The 14,577-nt window shown below is 73.3% G+C and carries 11 protein-coding genes; 6 read left to right on the top strand and 5 right to left on the bottom strand.

The annotated features are described in order from the left end of the window. The first annotated feature begins 28 nt into the window (after positions 1–28). The 3 genes from GA0070611_RS01675 (at position 29) to GA0070611_RS01665 (ending at position 4,366) form a co-directional block, all read left to right on the top strand. A complete protein-coding gene (locus GA0070611_RS01675) occupies positions 29–2,533 on the top strand; it encodes a DEAD/DEAH box helicase (RefSeq protein ID WP_091656139.1) in 2,505 nt (834 codons plus the stop codon). A 120-nt stretch (positions 2,534–2,653) separates the two neighbouring features. Further along, the gene (locus GA0070611_RS01670; RefSeq protein ID WP_091656137.1) at positions 2,654–3,301 is read left to right on the top strand and encodes a hypothetical protein; all 648 of its coding nucleotides are present in this window, start codon (positions 2,654–2,656) and stop codon (positions 3,299–3,301) included. 207 nt (positions 3,302–3,508) lie between these two features. Continuing rightward, on the top strand, positions 3,509–4,366 hold the full coding sequence (locus GA0070611_RS01665; RefSeq protein ID WP_091656135.1) for a hypothetical protein: 858 nt from the start codon (positions 3,509–3,511) through the stop codon (positions 4,364–4,366). A gap of 121 nt (positions 4,367–4,487) precedes the next feature. Here GA0070611_RS01665 and GA0070611_RS01660 read toward each other — a convergent pair whose 3' ends face one another. The 4 genes from GA0070611_RS01660 to GA0070611_RS01645 are packed head-to-tail and all read right to left on the bottom strand — an operon-like array spanning position 4,488 to position 8,411. After that, positions 4,488–5,432, bottom strand: a complete 945-nt coding sequence (locus GA0070611_RS01660; RefSeq protein ID WP_091656132.1) for an ABC transporter substrate-binding protein — start codon at positions 5,430–5,432, stop codon at positions 4,488–4,490. A gap of 35 nt (positions 5,433–5,467) precedes the next feature. After that, positions 5,468–6,286 (bottom strand): ABC transporter ATP-binding protein, encoded by an 819-nt coding sequence (locus GA0070611_RS01655; RefSeq protein ID WP_091656129.1) that lies wholly within the window; start codon positions 6,284–6,286, stop codon positions 5,468–5,470. Continuing rightward, positions 6,283–7,368, bottom strand: a complete 1,086-nt coding sequence (locus GA0070611_RS01650; protein WP_091656126.1) for a FecCD family ABC transporter permease — start codon at positions 7,366–7,368, stop codon at positions 6,283–6,285. Before GA0070611_RS01650 ends, GA0070611_RS01655 begins: the two co-directional genes overlap by 4 nt. Beyond that, positions 7,365–8,411, bottom strand: coding sequence for a FecCD family ABC transporter permease (locus GA0070611_RS01645; RefSeq protein ID WP_091656124.1), 1,047 nt, complete (start codon positions 8,409–8,411; stop codon positions 7,365–7,367). The genes GA0070611_RS01650 and GA0070611_RS01645 overlap by 4 nt, the downstream gene beginning before the upstream one ends. Before the next feature lie 122 nt (positions 8,412–8,533). Here GA0070611_RS01645 and GA0070611_RS01640 point away from each other — a divergent pair, with 122 nt between their 5' ends. Together GA0070611_RS01640 and GA0070611_RS01635 are read left to right on the top strand one after the other, a co-directional pair. Further along, on the top strand, positions 8,534–9,466 hold the full coding sequence (locus tag GA0070611_RS01640) for a MerR family transcriptional regulator (protein WP_091656119.1): 933 nt from the start codon (positions 8,534–8,536) through the stop codon (positions 9,464–9,466). Between the two features lie 37 nt (positions 9,467–9,503). Next, positions 9,504–9,863, top strand: coding sequence for a YciI family protein (locus GA0070611_RS01635; RefSeq protein WP_091656117.1), 360 nt, complete (start codon positions 9,504–9,506; stop codon positions 9,861–9,863). Between the two features lie 93 nt (positions 9,864–9,956). On the opposite strand, the gene GA0070611_RS01630 is transcribed toward GA0070611_RS01635, so the two are convergent. Next, positions 9,957–10,430, bottom strand: a complete 474-nt coding sequence (locus GA0070611_RS01630; protein ID WP_091656115.1) for a cytidine deaminase family protein — start codon at positions 10,428–10,430, stop codon at positions 9,957–9,959. Between the two features lie 150 nt (positions 10,431–10,580). Here GA0070611_RS01630 and hrpA point away from each other — a divergent pair, with 150 nt between their 5' ends. Next, positions 10,581–14,576 carry an ATP-dependent RNA helicase HrpA gene (gene hrpA, locus GA0070611_RS01625; protein WP_091656113.1) on the top strand — a complete coding sequence of 1,332 codons (3,996 nt, stop codon included), beginning with the start codon at positions 10,581–10,583 and terminating at the stop codon, positions 14,574–14,576. Position 14,577: the final 1 nt, after the last annotated feature.

The raw sequence follows: 14,577 nt of genomic DNA, 5'->3' as shown, positions 1-14,577 counted from the left end.
CCGGGATCCAGGCACGATGGGAGCCGCCATGACTCTCACCGCCGCGCTGCCGAAGACCGCCGACCCCGACACCCTCTACGACGCGTTCGCCTCCTGGGCGTCCGAGCGCGGTCTCGACCTCTACCCCCACCAGGAGGAGGCGGTCATCGAGATCGTCTCCGGGGCCAACGTGATCATGAATACGCCGACCGGCTCGGGCAAGAGCCTGGTCGCGATCGCGGCGCACTTCGCCGCCCTGGCCGACGACCGGACGACCTTCTACACCGCGCCGATCAAGGCGCTGGTCTCGGAGAAGTTCTTCGCCCTCTGCGAGGTCTTCGGCGCGGAGAACGTCGGCATGCTCACCGGCGACGCCAGCGTCAACGCGGACGCCCCGATCATCTGCTGCACCGCCGAGATCCTGGCCAACCTGGCGCTGCGCGAGGGCGCCCGGGCCGACGTCGGCCAGGTGATCATGGACGAGTTCCACTTCTACGCCGAACCGGACCGGGGCTGGGCCTGGCAGGTGCCGATCATCGAGCTGCCGCAGGCGCAGTTCGTGCTGATGTCCGCCACGCTCGGCGACACCACCCGGTTCGTGGACGACCTGACCCGGCGTACCGGCCGACCCACCGCCGTGGTCCGCTCGGCCGAGCGGCCGGTCCCGCTCCTCTTCTCGTACGCGACGACGCCGCTGCACGAGACGCTCGAAGAGCTGCTGGAGACCAAGCAGGCCCCGGTGTACGTCGTGCACTTCACCCAGGCGGCCGCGCTGGAGCGGGCGCAGGCACTGATGAGCGTCAACGTCTGCACCCGGGCCGAGAAGGACCTGATCGCCCAGGCGATCGGCAACTTCCGGTTCACGTCCGGCTTCGGCAAGACGCTGTCCCGGCTGGTCCGGCACGGCATCGGGGTGCACCACGCCGGCATGCTGCCCAAGTACCGCCGCCTGGTGGAGACCCTCGCCCAGGCCGGGCTGCTCAAGGTCATCTGCGGCACCGACACCCTGGGCGTCGGCATCAACGTGCCGATCCGCACGGTGCTCTTCACCGGCCTCTCCAAGTACGACGGGGTGCGTACCCGGCTGCTCAAGGCCCGCGAGTTCCACCAGATCGCCGGCCGGGCCGGCCGGGCCGGCTACGACACCCTGGGCCGGGTGGTGGTGCAGGCCCCCGAGCACGTGATCGAGAACGAGAAGGCGCTCGCGAAGGCCGGCGACGACCCGAAGAAGCGCCGCAAGGTGGTGAAGAAGAAGCCGCCGGAGGGCTCGATCGGCTGGGGTGAGCCGACCTTCCAGCGCCTGGTCGAGGCCGAGCCGGAGCCGCTCACCTCCAGCTTCCAGGTCAGCCACTCGATGCTGCTCAACGTGATCGGCCGCCCCGGCGACGCGTTCACCGCGATGCGCCACCTGCTCACCGACAACCACGAGGAGCGCGCCGCCCAGCGCCGGCACATCCGCCGGGCCATCGCGATCTACCGGGCGCTGCGCGCCGGTGGCGTGGTCGAGGAGCTGCCCGAGCCGGACGAGACCGGCCGGCGGGTGCGGCTCACCGTCGACCTCCAGCTCGACTTCGCGCTCAACCAGCCGCTCTCCCCGCTCGCCCTGGCCGCCATCGAGCTGCTGGACAGCGAGTCCCCGTCGTACGCCCTGGACGTGCTCAGCGTGATCGAGTCGATCCTGGACGACCCGCGCCAGATCCTCTCCGCGCAGCAGTTCAAGGCCCGCGGCGAGGCGGTCGCCGCGATGAAGGCCGAGGGCATCGAGTACGAGGCCCGCCTCGAACTGCTCGACGAGGTGACCTGGCCCAAGCCGCTCGCGGAGCTGCTGGACGGCGCGTACGAGATGTACCGGCAGGGGCACCCGTGGGTGGCCGACCACCAGCTCGCCCCCAAGTCGGTGGTCCGCGACATGTTCGAGCGGGCGATGACCTTCACCGAGTACGTGCAGTTCTACGGCCTGTCCCGGTCCGAGGGTCTGGTGCTGCGCTACCTGGCCGACGCGTACAAGACGCTGCGCCAGACGGTCCCCGAGGACGCCAAGACCGAGGAGCTGGTCGACCTCATCGAGTGGCTCGGCGAGCTGGTCCGCCAGGTCGACTCCAGCCTCATCGACGAGTGGGAGCGGCTGCGCAACCCGTCCGACGTGGCCGAGGTCGCCGCCTCGCTGGACGACCGGCCGCCGGCGGTCACCCGCAACGCCCGGGCGTTCCGGGTGCTGGTCCGCAACGCGCTGTTCCGCCGGGTCGAGCTGGCCGCCCTGCGCCGCTGGGACCTGCTCGGCGAGCTGGACGCCGCCGCCGGGTGGGACGCCGACGCCTGGGCGGACGCGCTGGAGCCGTACTTCGAGGAGCACGACGGGATCGGGGTGGGCCCGGACGCGCGCGGGCCGGCGCTGCTGATGATCGAGCAGGGTGCCGCGACCTGGCGGGTGCGCCAGATCCTGGACGACCCGGAGGGCGACCACGACTGGGGCATCAGCGCCGAGGTCGACCTCGCCGCCTCGGACGAGGCGGGGGCCGCGGAGGTCCGGATCACCGACGTCGGGCAGCTGTAGAAAGTTTCTGGAAAAGGGCCGTCCGGGATGTCCGGGCGGCCCCTTTCGCACCCTGGGCGATGTCAGCCCCGTCGATTAGAATGTATGTACTAATCGAGCTGTTGACCTGGGAGGATGCTCGTGACTGCGCCCACCTCCACCGCCCCGCTCACCCCCTACGCCACCCTCCTCGGCTTCACCCGGTACGTCGACCGCACCGGGCCCACCAAGGCCACCTTCGTCGGTGGCCTGCGCAAGCAGCGGGCCAGCCGGCACGGCTTCAACCCGCACGGCCAGTTCGTCAAGGCGCTCAAGGCCGACGTCGCCTTCCACACCGGCGGCACCCACCTGGCCCAGGTCGCCGATCTGGTCAAGCCGCGGTGGCGCCCGCTCTACGAGGCCCTGGTCCCCGGCGCGACGACCTGGCTGCACTCGCTCGGCGAGGCGGCCGGCGTCGACCTGGCGCAGACCCGCGACGCGCTCGCCATGCTGGGTGACCTCCCCGTCAAGATCAACCCCCACTTCGGCATCCGGTACGCCGACGGCCGCGCCGAGGCGGTCCGGCTGCACTTCGACGAGGCCCGGCCGAGCGAGGAGGCCACCCTGGCCACGCTGCACCTGATGGCCCGCCACATGGACGCCGTCCTCCCGCACGCCGAGCCGGTCCTGGTCGACGTTCGGCGCGGCCAGTCCCACCGCATGCCCGAGCAGGTCAAGCCCGACCAGGTCGAACAGTGGCTCGCCGGCGAAGCCGCCGCCTTCCGCGCCATCTGGTCCACCGCCGCCTAACCCCTACCCGCCCTCCCCCTACCCCTCGCCCCCTGGGCGCTAATTCACGGAAAGAGTGGTTATCCGGCGCCGGATAACCACTCTTTCCCTGTAAGTGCGGACCCGATACGGGAGGTTGTCCACAGGGGAGTGCGGAAGGGCGGGTGGGGCGGGGAGGGTGGGCGGGTGACTCGGATTCCTCGTCGGCCGGCGGAGCTCGCCGGGAAAGTGTTCTACGCACGGGAGGCGGTGCACCGCGGCCTGCTCACGAAGAACGCTCTGCGCAGCAGCGCCTGGCAGCAACTGTTCCACAACGTCTACGCCGACTCCCGACTGGAGATCTCACACCGCACCCGCTGCCACGCGGCGGCATCGTGGCTGTTTCCGCCGGGATGCGCCATCGCAGGGCGGTCGGCCGTGGCACTGCTGGGCGGCCCGCAGCCCCGGCCGGCCGAACCGGTCGAGGTGCTCGTGGAGCCCACTGCCCGTTTCGGGCCGGTGGCCGGCCTCCGCATCCACGTGGCCACGTGGCGGGAAGGTGAGGTGTGGCGGGTCGACGGCATGCCGGTCACCTCCCCGACGCGTACCTGTTGGGACCTCGCCTACTGGCTCGACCTCGTCGAGGCGGTGGCGCACGTCGACGCGCTGCTGCACAGCGGTGCCGCGCGCATGGAGGAACTCATGGCGTACCTGCGCCGGCGGAAGGGAGAACGCGGGGCACGACGGCTCGCCCAGGTTCTCGACCTGGTGGACGGCGGAGCGGAGTCGCTACCTGAATCCCGGCTCCGGGTGCGGCTCGTCGAGGCCGGCGCGCCCCGGCCGGTAACCCAACACGTCATCGAGCGCCACGGCCGCTTCGTGGCGCGGGTGGACCTCGCGTGGCCCGCGTTCAAGGTGGCGGTCGAGTACGACGGACTCTGGCACCACGACCCCGAGCAGTTCCACCGTGACCGGCGACGCCTGAACCAGATCCTGGGCGAGGAGTGGATCGTCCTGCACGTCACCAGCCGACGGCTGGCAGAGGACTTCGACGGCATCCTCACGGAACTCCGTACCGCCCTCACCTCCCGCCGCCCCCGCACCTGATCCGCCCCTCTGCCTCCCGGTCGTCGTTCGCTAATTCACGGAAAGAGTGGCTATCCCACGTGGGATAGCCACTCTTTCCGTGAATTAGCGCGCCCAGGAGGTAGGGGCGGGAGGGGTGGGGTCAGGCGGGGAGGTGGGTGGCGAGGTCGTCGAGGATCTTGTTGGCGGCGGTGACACCGATGCCGGTCATCCAGGTCTCGTCGGAGACGACGTGGGCGCGACCCGCCCGCACGGCGCCGAGGTTGCGCCAGAGGGAGCCGGTGGTGACCTTGGCCTGCTCGGCGGCGGCCTTCTCGCCGTACGCGGTCACGAAGATGACGTCCCCGTCCACCTCGTCGACCCGCTCGGGGCTGACCAGGTCGAACCGCTTGTCGTCCTTGCCGTCCAGGCGCTGCCGCTCGGGGCGACCCAGCCCGGTGTCGCCGACCACGATGCCGGAGAACGACTCGGGGCCGTACACCCGGATGTTGCCGGGGATGAAGCGCACGATGGAGATCTTCCGGGCGGCGGCGTCGCCCAGCGAGGCGCCGAACTCCTTCGCCCGCTTCTCGTACGCGGCGAGCAGGTCGCGCGCCTGCTGCTCGCGGCCCAGCGCCTTCCCGTCGAGGAGGAAGTTCTCCTTCCAGGTGACGCCGACCTTCTCGGTGAAGACGGTGGGCGCGATGGCGGCCAGCTCGTCGTAGAACTTCTCCTGGCGGAACTTGCTGCCGAGGATCAGGTCGGGCTTGAGCGCGGTGATCGCCTCCAGGTCGGGCTCGGTGAGCACGCCGACCTCGGTGATCCCGGCGAGCTTCTCCGCCCCGAAGTAGGTGGGCCAGCTCTTCGCCTCACCGGCGGTCGCCGCGCCGACCGGCGTGACCCCCAGCGAGAGCGCCGTGTCGATCTTGTCGGTGTCGAGCACCACCACGCGCTTCGGCTCGGCGGGCACCTTGGTGGTGCCCATGGCGTGGGTGATCTCCCGGGTCTGGCCGGTGGCCGTGCCGGGGGCGGGGTCGCTCTCTCCGCAGGCGGTGAGGCCCACGCCGAGGGCGAGGGCCGCGGTGAGGGCGGCGGCGATTCGACGCATCAGGTTCCTTTCCTTGCAGGTACGCGGGTACGGAGCTACGGGCCGGGGACGGGGGCCGGAGCGGCGGAGGTGTGGGTGAGCGCGGGCACCACGAGCGGGGCGCCGGTGACCGGGCAGGGCACCACCACGCAGTCGAGCCCGAAGACGTCGCGGACGAGGTCGGCGGTGAGGATGTCGCGGGGCGGCCCGGCGGCCACCACCGCGCCGGCCCGCATCGCGATCAGGTGGTCGGCGTAGCGGGCGGCCTGGTTGAGGTCGTGCAGCACGGCGACCACGGTCCGGCCCCGTTCGCGGCGCAGCCGGTGCAGCAGGTCCAGCACCTCGACCTGGTGGGCCAGGTCGAGGAAGGTGGTCGGCTCGTCCAGCAGCAGCGACTCGGTGTCCTGGGCCAGGGTCATCGCGATCCAGACCCGCTGGCGCTGCCCGCCGGAGAGGCTGTCCACCGGCCGGTCGGCGAGCCCCGCCACGTCGGCGAGGGCCATCGCCCGGTCGACGGCCAGGCTGTCGTCGGTGGACCACTGCCGCCACCAGCGCTGGTGCGGCTGCCGGCCCCGGCCGACCAGGTCCGCCACGGTGATTCCCTCGGGCACCAGCGGGCTCTGCGGCAGCACGCCGAGGCGCCGGGCCACCTCGCGGGTGGGCAGGTCGCGGATCGCCGTACCGTCGAGCAGCACGGTGCCGCGGCGCGGGGTGAGCAGCCGGGCCATGGTGCGCAGCAGGGTGGACTTGCCGCAGGCGTTCGGACCCACCACCACGGTGAAGGCGTCGGCCGGCAGGTCCAGGTCCAGCCCGTCCAGGACGGTCCGCCCCTCGTAGCCGACGACCAGGTCGCGGGTGGACAGCAGCGCGGTCACGAACGCCTCCCTCGCAGCAGCAGGAACATCAGGTACGGCCCACCGATGGCGGCGGTCAGCACGCCGGCCGGCAGTTGGGTGGGGGCGAACAGGCGGCGTCCGGCGAGATCGGCGAGCACCAGCAGCAGTGCACCCAGCAGGGCCGTGCAGAGCAGCGGGGGCCGTTCGGCGCGGACCAGCCGGCGGGCCACCTGCGGGGCGACCAGGGCGACGAAGTCCACCGCGCCCACCTGCGCGGTGACGGTGGCGGCGATGGTCACGCCGGTGGCGGCGAGCCCGACCCGGCGGGCCACCGGACGCAGCCCGATCCCCCGCGCGGTGTCGTCGTCCAGCGCGGTGCTGTGCAGCGCCCAGCCGGCCCAGGCCAGCACGGGCAGCAGCAGGGCGAGGGTGACGCCGATCCAGCCGGCCTCGGTCCAGCCCTTGCCGGCCAGGGTGCCGATCAGCCAGATCTGGGCGCGCAGCCCGTCGATCGGGTCGGCGGCGAGCATGACCACCTCGGTCAGCGCGCGGAACGCGAACGCCACGGCCACGCCGGCGAGCACGAACCGCTGTGCCGCCAGGCCGTGCCGGGCCCCGAGGGCGAACACCAGCACCGCCGCGACGAGCCCGCCGAGCAGGGCGGCCGGGGCGACGAGGATCGCGGCCGCGCCACCGGTGAGCGCCACGGTGGCGGCCAGCCCGGCGCCCTGGGTGACGCCGATGACGTCGGGGCTGGCGAGCGGGTTGCGCGCCACGCTCTGGATCAGGGTGCCGGCGACGCCGAACGCCGCCCCGGCCAGCGCCGCGAGCACCAGCCGGGGCAGGCGCAGGTGCAGCACCACCAGGTCGTACGGGGTGCCGGCCCCGGAGACCGAGCGCAGCACGTCGGCCGGGGCCACGCACGGGCTGCCCAGGGAGAGGCTGAGCACCCCCGCCACGAGGAGAAGGAGCAGCAGCGCCATCCCCACCAGCACGGCGCGCCGCCGCACCCGGAAGCTCGCGCCCCCCACCCGCAGCACCGCCGGCCCGCCCACCCGGGCGCTCGCGACGCTCACCACGCCCTGTTCCCCACGCGATCGTGCCCTGGTCGAGGTGGTCATGCGGTCACCGTGCGGGCGCGGCGGACCAGGACGGCGAGCAGCGGGGCACCGAGCAGCGCGGTGATGATCCCGGCCGGCACCTCCCCGGGTGGGGCGACGAGCCGGCCCACGATGTCGGCGGTGAGCAGCAGGGTCGGCCCGAGCAGCGCGGCGACCAGCAGGGTCCACCCGTGGTCGGCGCCGACCAGGGCGCGGGCCAGGTGCGGCACGGCCAGCCCGACGAAGGCGATCGGCCCGGCGGCGGCGACCGCGGCGCCGGTGAGCAGCACCCCGCCGACGCCCGCGCCGAGGCGGACCAGGGCGGTGCGGTGCCCCAGGCCGCGGGCCACGTCGTCGCCGAGGGCGAGCGCGTCGAGGCCCCGGGCGACCAGGGCGGCCAGCAGCGTGCCGGCGACGACGAAGGGCAGCACCTGTCCGGCGACGCCGACGTCGCGGCCGGTCAGCCCGCCGACCACCCAGAAGCGGTACTCCTCGAAGGTGCGGGCGTCGATGCTCAGCAGCGCGTACACGATGGCGCCGAGGCTGGCGTCGAGGGCCGCGCCGATCAGCGCGAGGGTGACCGGGCTCGCGCCGTCGCGGGTGCGGTTGGCGACGGCGAAGACGAGCAGGCCGGCGAGGAGCGCGCCGGCGACGGCGAACCAGACGTACCCGCTGAGGGTGCCGACGCCGAACACGGCGATGGCCAGCACCACGCCGAACGACGCGCCGGCGCTGACGCCGAGGATGCGCGGTTCGGCGAGGGGGTTGCGGGTGACGGCCTGGAACAGCACCCCGGCCAGCGCGAGGGCGAGGCCGACGACCAGCCCGAGGGCGGTACGCGGCACCCGCAGTTCCCGCACGACGGTACTGGCCTGGCCGCCGTCCGGGGCGGTCAGCGCCGCCCACACCTGGCCGGCGGGGATCGGCCGACTGCCGAGCGCCAGGCTGGCCAGCAGCGCGGTGGCGAGCAGGAGCAGCGCCGCCAGGGTGACCGCGAGGCGGCGACCGATGCCTCGGCGGCGCGGCGTGCCGGCCCGCGCGGGCCGGACGGCGACGGTGGTCAACGAAACTCCCTCGGGGTTAGGTTCGCCTTACCTTAGCCGAGAAGGTTAGGCACACCTAACTTGCCGACGTCGATCCGCGCCGGGCTTGCCCCTCCCCCCACGGGAGGCGCGAGGCTGGCGGCATGGACGGCGAGACGCGTTACTCGATCGGCGAGCTGGCCCGACGGACCGGGCTCACCGTCAAGACCATCCGGTTCTACGCCGACCAGGGCGTCGTGCCGCCGGACTGCCGCACCACGACCGGACAACGCCGCTGGGAAGTCGGCGCGGTCGCCCGGCTGGACCTGGTCCGTACGCTGCGCGAGCTGGGCCTGGACCTCGCCACGGTCCGCCGGGTGGTGGACCGGGAGGTCCCGCTCGGCGCGGTGGCCGGGGCGCACGCCGAGGCGTTGGCGACCCAGATCCGGCTGCTGCGGCTGCGCCGCGCGGTGCTGACCGTGGCCGCCCGGGGGGACTGCACCCCGGAGGAGATGGCCCGGGTGCACGGCCTGGCCCGGCTCTCCGCGCAGGAGCGGAGACGGCTGGTCGCGGACTTCCTCGATGCCACCTTCGCCGGGCTGACCGCCGACGGCGCGTTCGACGGGATCAGCCGGTCGCTGACCCCGGAGCTGCCGGACGACCCGGCACCCGCCCAGTTCGAGGCGTGGCTGGAACTGGCCGTGCTCACCCGCGACCCGGAGTTCCGCGCCGGCCTGCGCCGGCTGGCCGAGCAGCACGCGGCCGACCGCGCCGGCCACCCGGGGGTACGCCGGGACGCGGTCGCGCTGGCGTGCCAGCAGGCGGAGCCGGCGCTGGCCGCCGGCGTCGACCCGACCGCGCCGGCGGCCGACCCGGTCGTCGCCGCGATGACCGGCGGATACGCCGCGCTCTGCGCCCGCCGGGTGGACCCGGAGCTGCACCGGCGGCTGCTCGACCGGCTGGAGTCCGCCGCCGACCCGCGTCGGGAGCGGTACCTGCACCTGCTCTCCGTGGTCAACGGCTGGCCGGCGACGGAGAGCCGGGCACCGGCCCTCGACTGGTCGATCCGCGCGCTCCGGTGCCGTACGCCGGTTTGATGCCCTTGGAGCCTTTTGTCGCCCTTACCCTGGCAGCATGCGATTCGACCAGCACACCGTGGTCCTCCTGATCCGGCCGGACGCCCCGCCCGAACTCCCCCGCGAGGCGGCCGACCGGTTGCGGGACGCGCACCTGGCGCACCAGGCGGGGCTGGTGGAGCAGGGCGCGGTGCTGGCGGCCGGTCCGTTCCTCGGCGGCGACGACCCGCGGGTCACCGGCTTCGTGGTGCTGTCGGTGGATCCCCAGATGGCCCGCGAGCTCTACGCCGACGACCCGGCGGTCAGCGCCGGGCAACTCGTCGCGCGGGTGATGAGCTGGCAGGTCCCCGAGGGGGTGCTCCGCTTCGCATCCGTGCCGGTGCCCACCTCGATGCTGGAGGTCGCCGCCGGCGACTGAGCCCACCGGCGGCCGGGGCGCGGCTCACTCCGCGCCCGTCACCAGGCCCTCGATGGTGTCGCAGGACCACCCGGCGGGACGGTGCGGATCCACTCAGTCCTCGGCCGCCTGGCGGCTGCCCGGCACCACCGGCATCGGCCACACCCCGGTGCGCGGCGCCGCCGGCACCTCCACCTGCTGGTCGGCCCAGACGTACGTCTCGGGCAGCAGGTCGGCCACCGGGACCGCGCGCAGCCCGTCCGGCGGCCCGACGATCACCTTGATGGACGGGAAGTAGTCCAGCAGCACCTGCCGGCAGCGCCCGCAGGGCGGAATCACGCCACGCCCCCGGTCGCCGACCGCGACGATGACCTCCAGCGGACCCGCCCCGGCGGTGGCGGCGGCGCCGATCGCCACCACCTCGGCGCAGGGGCCCCCGGTGAAGTGGTAGACGTTCACGCCGCTGAACACCCGGCCGTCGGTGGTCCGCGCGGCGGCCGCCACGGTGTGGTTGTCGCTGCGGCAGCGCAGCTTGGCGACGGCGGTCGCGGCCTGCACGAGTGCCCGGTCGGTGTCCCGCATGATCATCCCGTCCCCTCGTCGACCCCGGTCCGGCGGAAACTGTAGCCCGGCAGGGTCCCCGACCCGGTACGGCACGCCCGGCGGCACCGGTGCCGGGGCCGGGGCGCGGTAACCCGGGAGCGGTCCGCCCGGCGGCTGCCTATCCTTGGCGACGACATGCAGACTCCAGCCGTACCCGCCGCTCCCGAGACCGCCCGCGACCTGCTCCGCCGCCTCTCACCCCTGATGTTCCGCGACCAGCGCCGGCTGCAACGGCGCCTCGACGGGGTCCGGAAGCTGCGCGACCCGCAGCGGCGCGAGGCGGCGCTGGCGGAGATCGCGACCGAGGTGACCCGGGCCGAGGCCCGGCTGGCCGCCCGGCGGGCCGCCGTGCCGGCGATCACGTACCCGGCGCAGCTGCCGGTCAGCGAGCGCCGCGACGACATCGCCGCCGCGATCCGCGACCACCAGGTGGTGATCGTGGCCGGCGAGACCGGCTCCGGCAAGACCACCCAGCTGCCCAAGATCTGCCTGGAACTGGGGCGCGGCATCACCGGCCTGATCGGGCACACCCAGCCGCGCCGGCTGGCCGCGCGCACGGTGGCCGACCGGATCGCCGAGGAGCTCGGCACCGAGCTGGGTGACGTGGTCGGCTACAAGGTCCGCTTCACCGACCAGGTGGGCGAGAACAGCCTGGTCAAGCTGATGACCGACGGCATCCTGCTGGCCGAGTTGCAGACCGACCGGATGCTGCGCCAGTACGACACGCTGATCATCGACGAGGCGCACGAGCGCAGCCTCAACATCGACTTCATCCTGGGCTACCTGCGGCAGCTGCTGCCCCGCCGCCCCGACCTCAAGGTGGTCATCACCTCCGCGACCATCGAGACCGACCGGTTCGCGAAGCACTTCGCCGACGCCGAGGGCAACCCGGCGCCGATCGTCGAGGTGTCCGGCCGCACCTACCCGGTGGAGGTGCGTTACCGGCCGCTGGTCGAGGTCACCGAGGCCGAGGAGGAGGACGAGGCCGACGAGGAGAACGTCCGCGACCAGATCCAGGCGATCGGGGACGCGGTCGAGGAGCTGGCCGCCGAGGGGCCCGGCGACATCCTGGTCTTCCTCAGCGGCGAGCGGGAGATCCGGGACACCGCCGACGCGCTCGGCAAGCTGGTGCAGAAGAAGCGCTCCCTGCTGGGCACCGAGATCCTGCCGCTGTACGCCCGGCTGTCCAGCGCCGAGCAGCACCGGGTCTTCGCCGCGCACAGCGGACGCCGGGTGGTGCTGGCCACCAACGTCGCGGAGACCTCGCTGACCGTGCCCGGCATCAAGTACGTGGTGGACCCGGGCACCGCCCGGATCTCCCGCTACTCCAGCCGGCTCAAGGTCCAGCGGCTGCCCATCGAGCCGGTCTCGCAGGCCAGCGCCAACCAGCGCAAGGGCCGCTGCGGGCGTACCTCGGACGGCATCTGCATCCGCCTCTACGACGAGCAGGACTTCGACTCCCGCCCCGAGTTCACCGACCCGGAGATCCTGCGCACCAACCTGGCCTCGGTCATCCTCCAGATGACCTCGATCGGGCTCGGCGACATCGCCGCGTTCCCGTTCATCGACCCGCCGGACCGGCGCAACGTGACCGACGGCGTGAACCTGCTGCACGAGCTGGGCGCGCTGGACCCGACCGAGAGCGACCCGGCGAAGCGGCTGACCGCGCTGGGCCGGCGGCTGGCCCAGCTCCCGGTCGACCCCCGGCTGGCCCGGATGGTGCTGGAGGGCGAACGCAACGGCTGCGCCACCGAGGTGGTCGTGATCGCCGCCGCGCTCTCCATCCAGGACCCGCGTGAGCGGCCCGTCGAGAAGCAGGCCCAGGCGGACCAGGCGCACGCCCGCTTCGCCGACAAGGAGTCCGACTTCGTCGCGTACCTCAACCTGTGGCGGTACCTGCGGGAGCAGCAGCGGGAGCTGTCCTCCAGCGCGTTCCGCCGGATGTGCAAGGCGGAGTACCTCAACTACCTGCGGGTACGCGAGTGGCAGGACATCGTCAGCCAGCTGCGCCAGGTGCTGCGGACCGGCGACAAGGGCGACGGGCGGCGCGGGGCCGGCGCGGACCTGCCCGACGAGATCGACACCCCGAAGGTGCACCAGTCGCTGCTGCCCGGCCTGCTGTCGCACCTCGGGCTCAAGGACGCGCAGAAGCACGAGTACCTGGGCGCGCGGGGGGCGAAGTTCGCGGTCTTCCCCGGTTCGGCGCTGTTCCGGAAGCCGCCGCGCTGGGTGATGGCCGCCGAGCTGGTGGAGACCTCCCGGCTCTGGGGCCGGGTCGCCGGCCGGGTGGAGCCCGAGTGGGTGGAGCCGCTGGCGCAGCACCTGGTCAAGCGCAGCTACAGCGAGCCGCACTGGGAGAAGAAGCAGGCCGCGGTGATGGCCTACGAGAAGGTCACCCTGTACGGCATCCCGCTGGTCACCTCCCGCAAGGTCAATTTCGGTCGGATCGATCCGGCGCTGAGCCGGGAGCTGTTCATCCGGCACGCCCTGGTCGAGGGTGACTGGCAGACCCACCACCAGTTCTGGCGGGACAACCGGAAGCTGCTGACCGAGGTCGAGGAGCTGGAGAACCGGGCCCGGCGCCGCGACATCCTGGTCGACGACGAGACGATCTTCCAGTTCTACGACGAGCGGATCCCGGCCGACGTGGTCTCCGGCCGGCACTTCGACAGCTGGTGGAAGAAGACCCGACGGGAGCGGCCGGAGCTGCTCACCTTCACCCGCGAACTGCTGATCAACTCCGGTCGCGGCGGGGTGGACGAGGAGGACTACCCCGACGAGTGGCGGGCCGACGGGGTGAGCCTGCCGCTGACGTACACCTTCGACCCGGGGACCCCGACCGACGGGGTGACCGTGGACATCCCGCTGCCGCTGCTCAACCAGGTGCCGGCGGAGAGCTTCGACTGGCAGGTGCCGGGGCTGCGCGAGGAGCTGGTGGTCGCGCTGATCCGGTCGCTGCCGAAGCCGGTCCGGCGCAACTTCGTCCCGGTGCCGGACTACGCCCGCGCCGCGCTGGCCGCGATCACGCCCGGGGAGGAGCCGCTGCTCACCGCGCTCACCCGGCAGCTGCGCCGGATGACCGGGGTGACCGTGCCGCCGGACGCCTGGGACCTGGCGAAGCTGCCGGCGCACCTGCGGGTCACCTTCCGGGTGCTCGGCGAGGACGAGAAACCGGTCGCCGAGGGCAAGGACCTGCCGTCCCTGCAACGCCAGCTGCGCCAGGAGGTACGCCAGGTCGTCGCGGCCGCCGCCCCGGACGTGGCCCGCACGGGCCTGAAGGAGTGGAGCATCGGCACCCTGCCCCGGACCATCGAGCAGGTCCGCGCCGGGTACGCGGTGACCGCGTACCCGGCCCTGGTCGACGAGGGCGCCACGGTCGGGGTGAAGGTGTTCGACTCCCCCGCCGAGCAGGAGGCCGCGCACTGGGCGGGCACCCGGCGGCTGCTGCGGCTGACCGTGCCGTCCCCGGCGAAGTTCCTCCAGGGGCGGCTGAGCAACGAGGCGAAGCTGGCGCTGTCGCGCAACCCGCACGGCGGCGTGCAGGCGCTGATCGAGGACGCGGCCGGCGCGGCGAGCGACAAGCTGATCGCCGACGCGGGCGGCCCGGCCTGGGACGCCGACGGCTTCGCCGCGCTGCGCGACAGGGTCCGCGCCGACCTGGTCGACACCGTGGTCGCGGTGATGGACCGGGCCCGCCAGGTGCTGGCCGCCGGGTACGCGGTCGAGCAGCGCCTCGGCGCGACCCGGAACCTGGCCGTGGTGGCCGCCCTGGCCGACATCCGCAACCAGCTCACCGGCCTGGTGCACGCCGGCTTCCTCACCGAGGCCGGATACGCGCGCCTGCCCGACCTGCTGCGCTACCTGACCGCGATCGAGCGGCGGCTGGACCGGCTGCCCGGCAACCCGCAGCGCGACAAGCAGCAGCAGGACCGGATCGCCGTGGTGCAGAAGGAGTACCAGGACATGCTGGCGGCGCTGCCCCCGGCCCGGCGGCAGTCCACCGCCGCCCGGCAGATCCGCTGGATGATCGAGGAGCTGCGGGTGAACGTCTTCGCCCAGGCGCTGGGCACCCCGTACCCGGTGTCGGAGCAGCGCATCTACCGGGCCATGGACGACGCCGAGGGACGCTGAG

Source organism: Micromonospora auratinigra, assembly GCF_900089595.1.
GTDB classification, from domain to species: domain Bacteria; phylum Actinomycetota; class Actinomycetes; order Mycobacteriales; family Micromonosporaceae; genus Micromonospora; species Micromonospora auratinigra.
The sequence above is the reverse complement of the archived record's forward strand: the minus strand, read 5'-3'. Positions and strand labels throughout refer to the sequence as shown.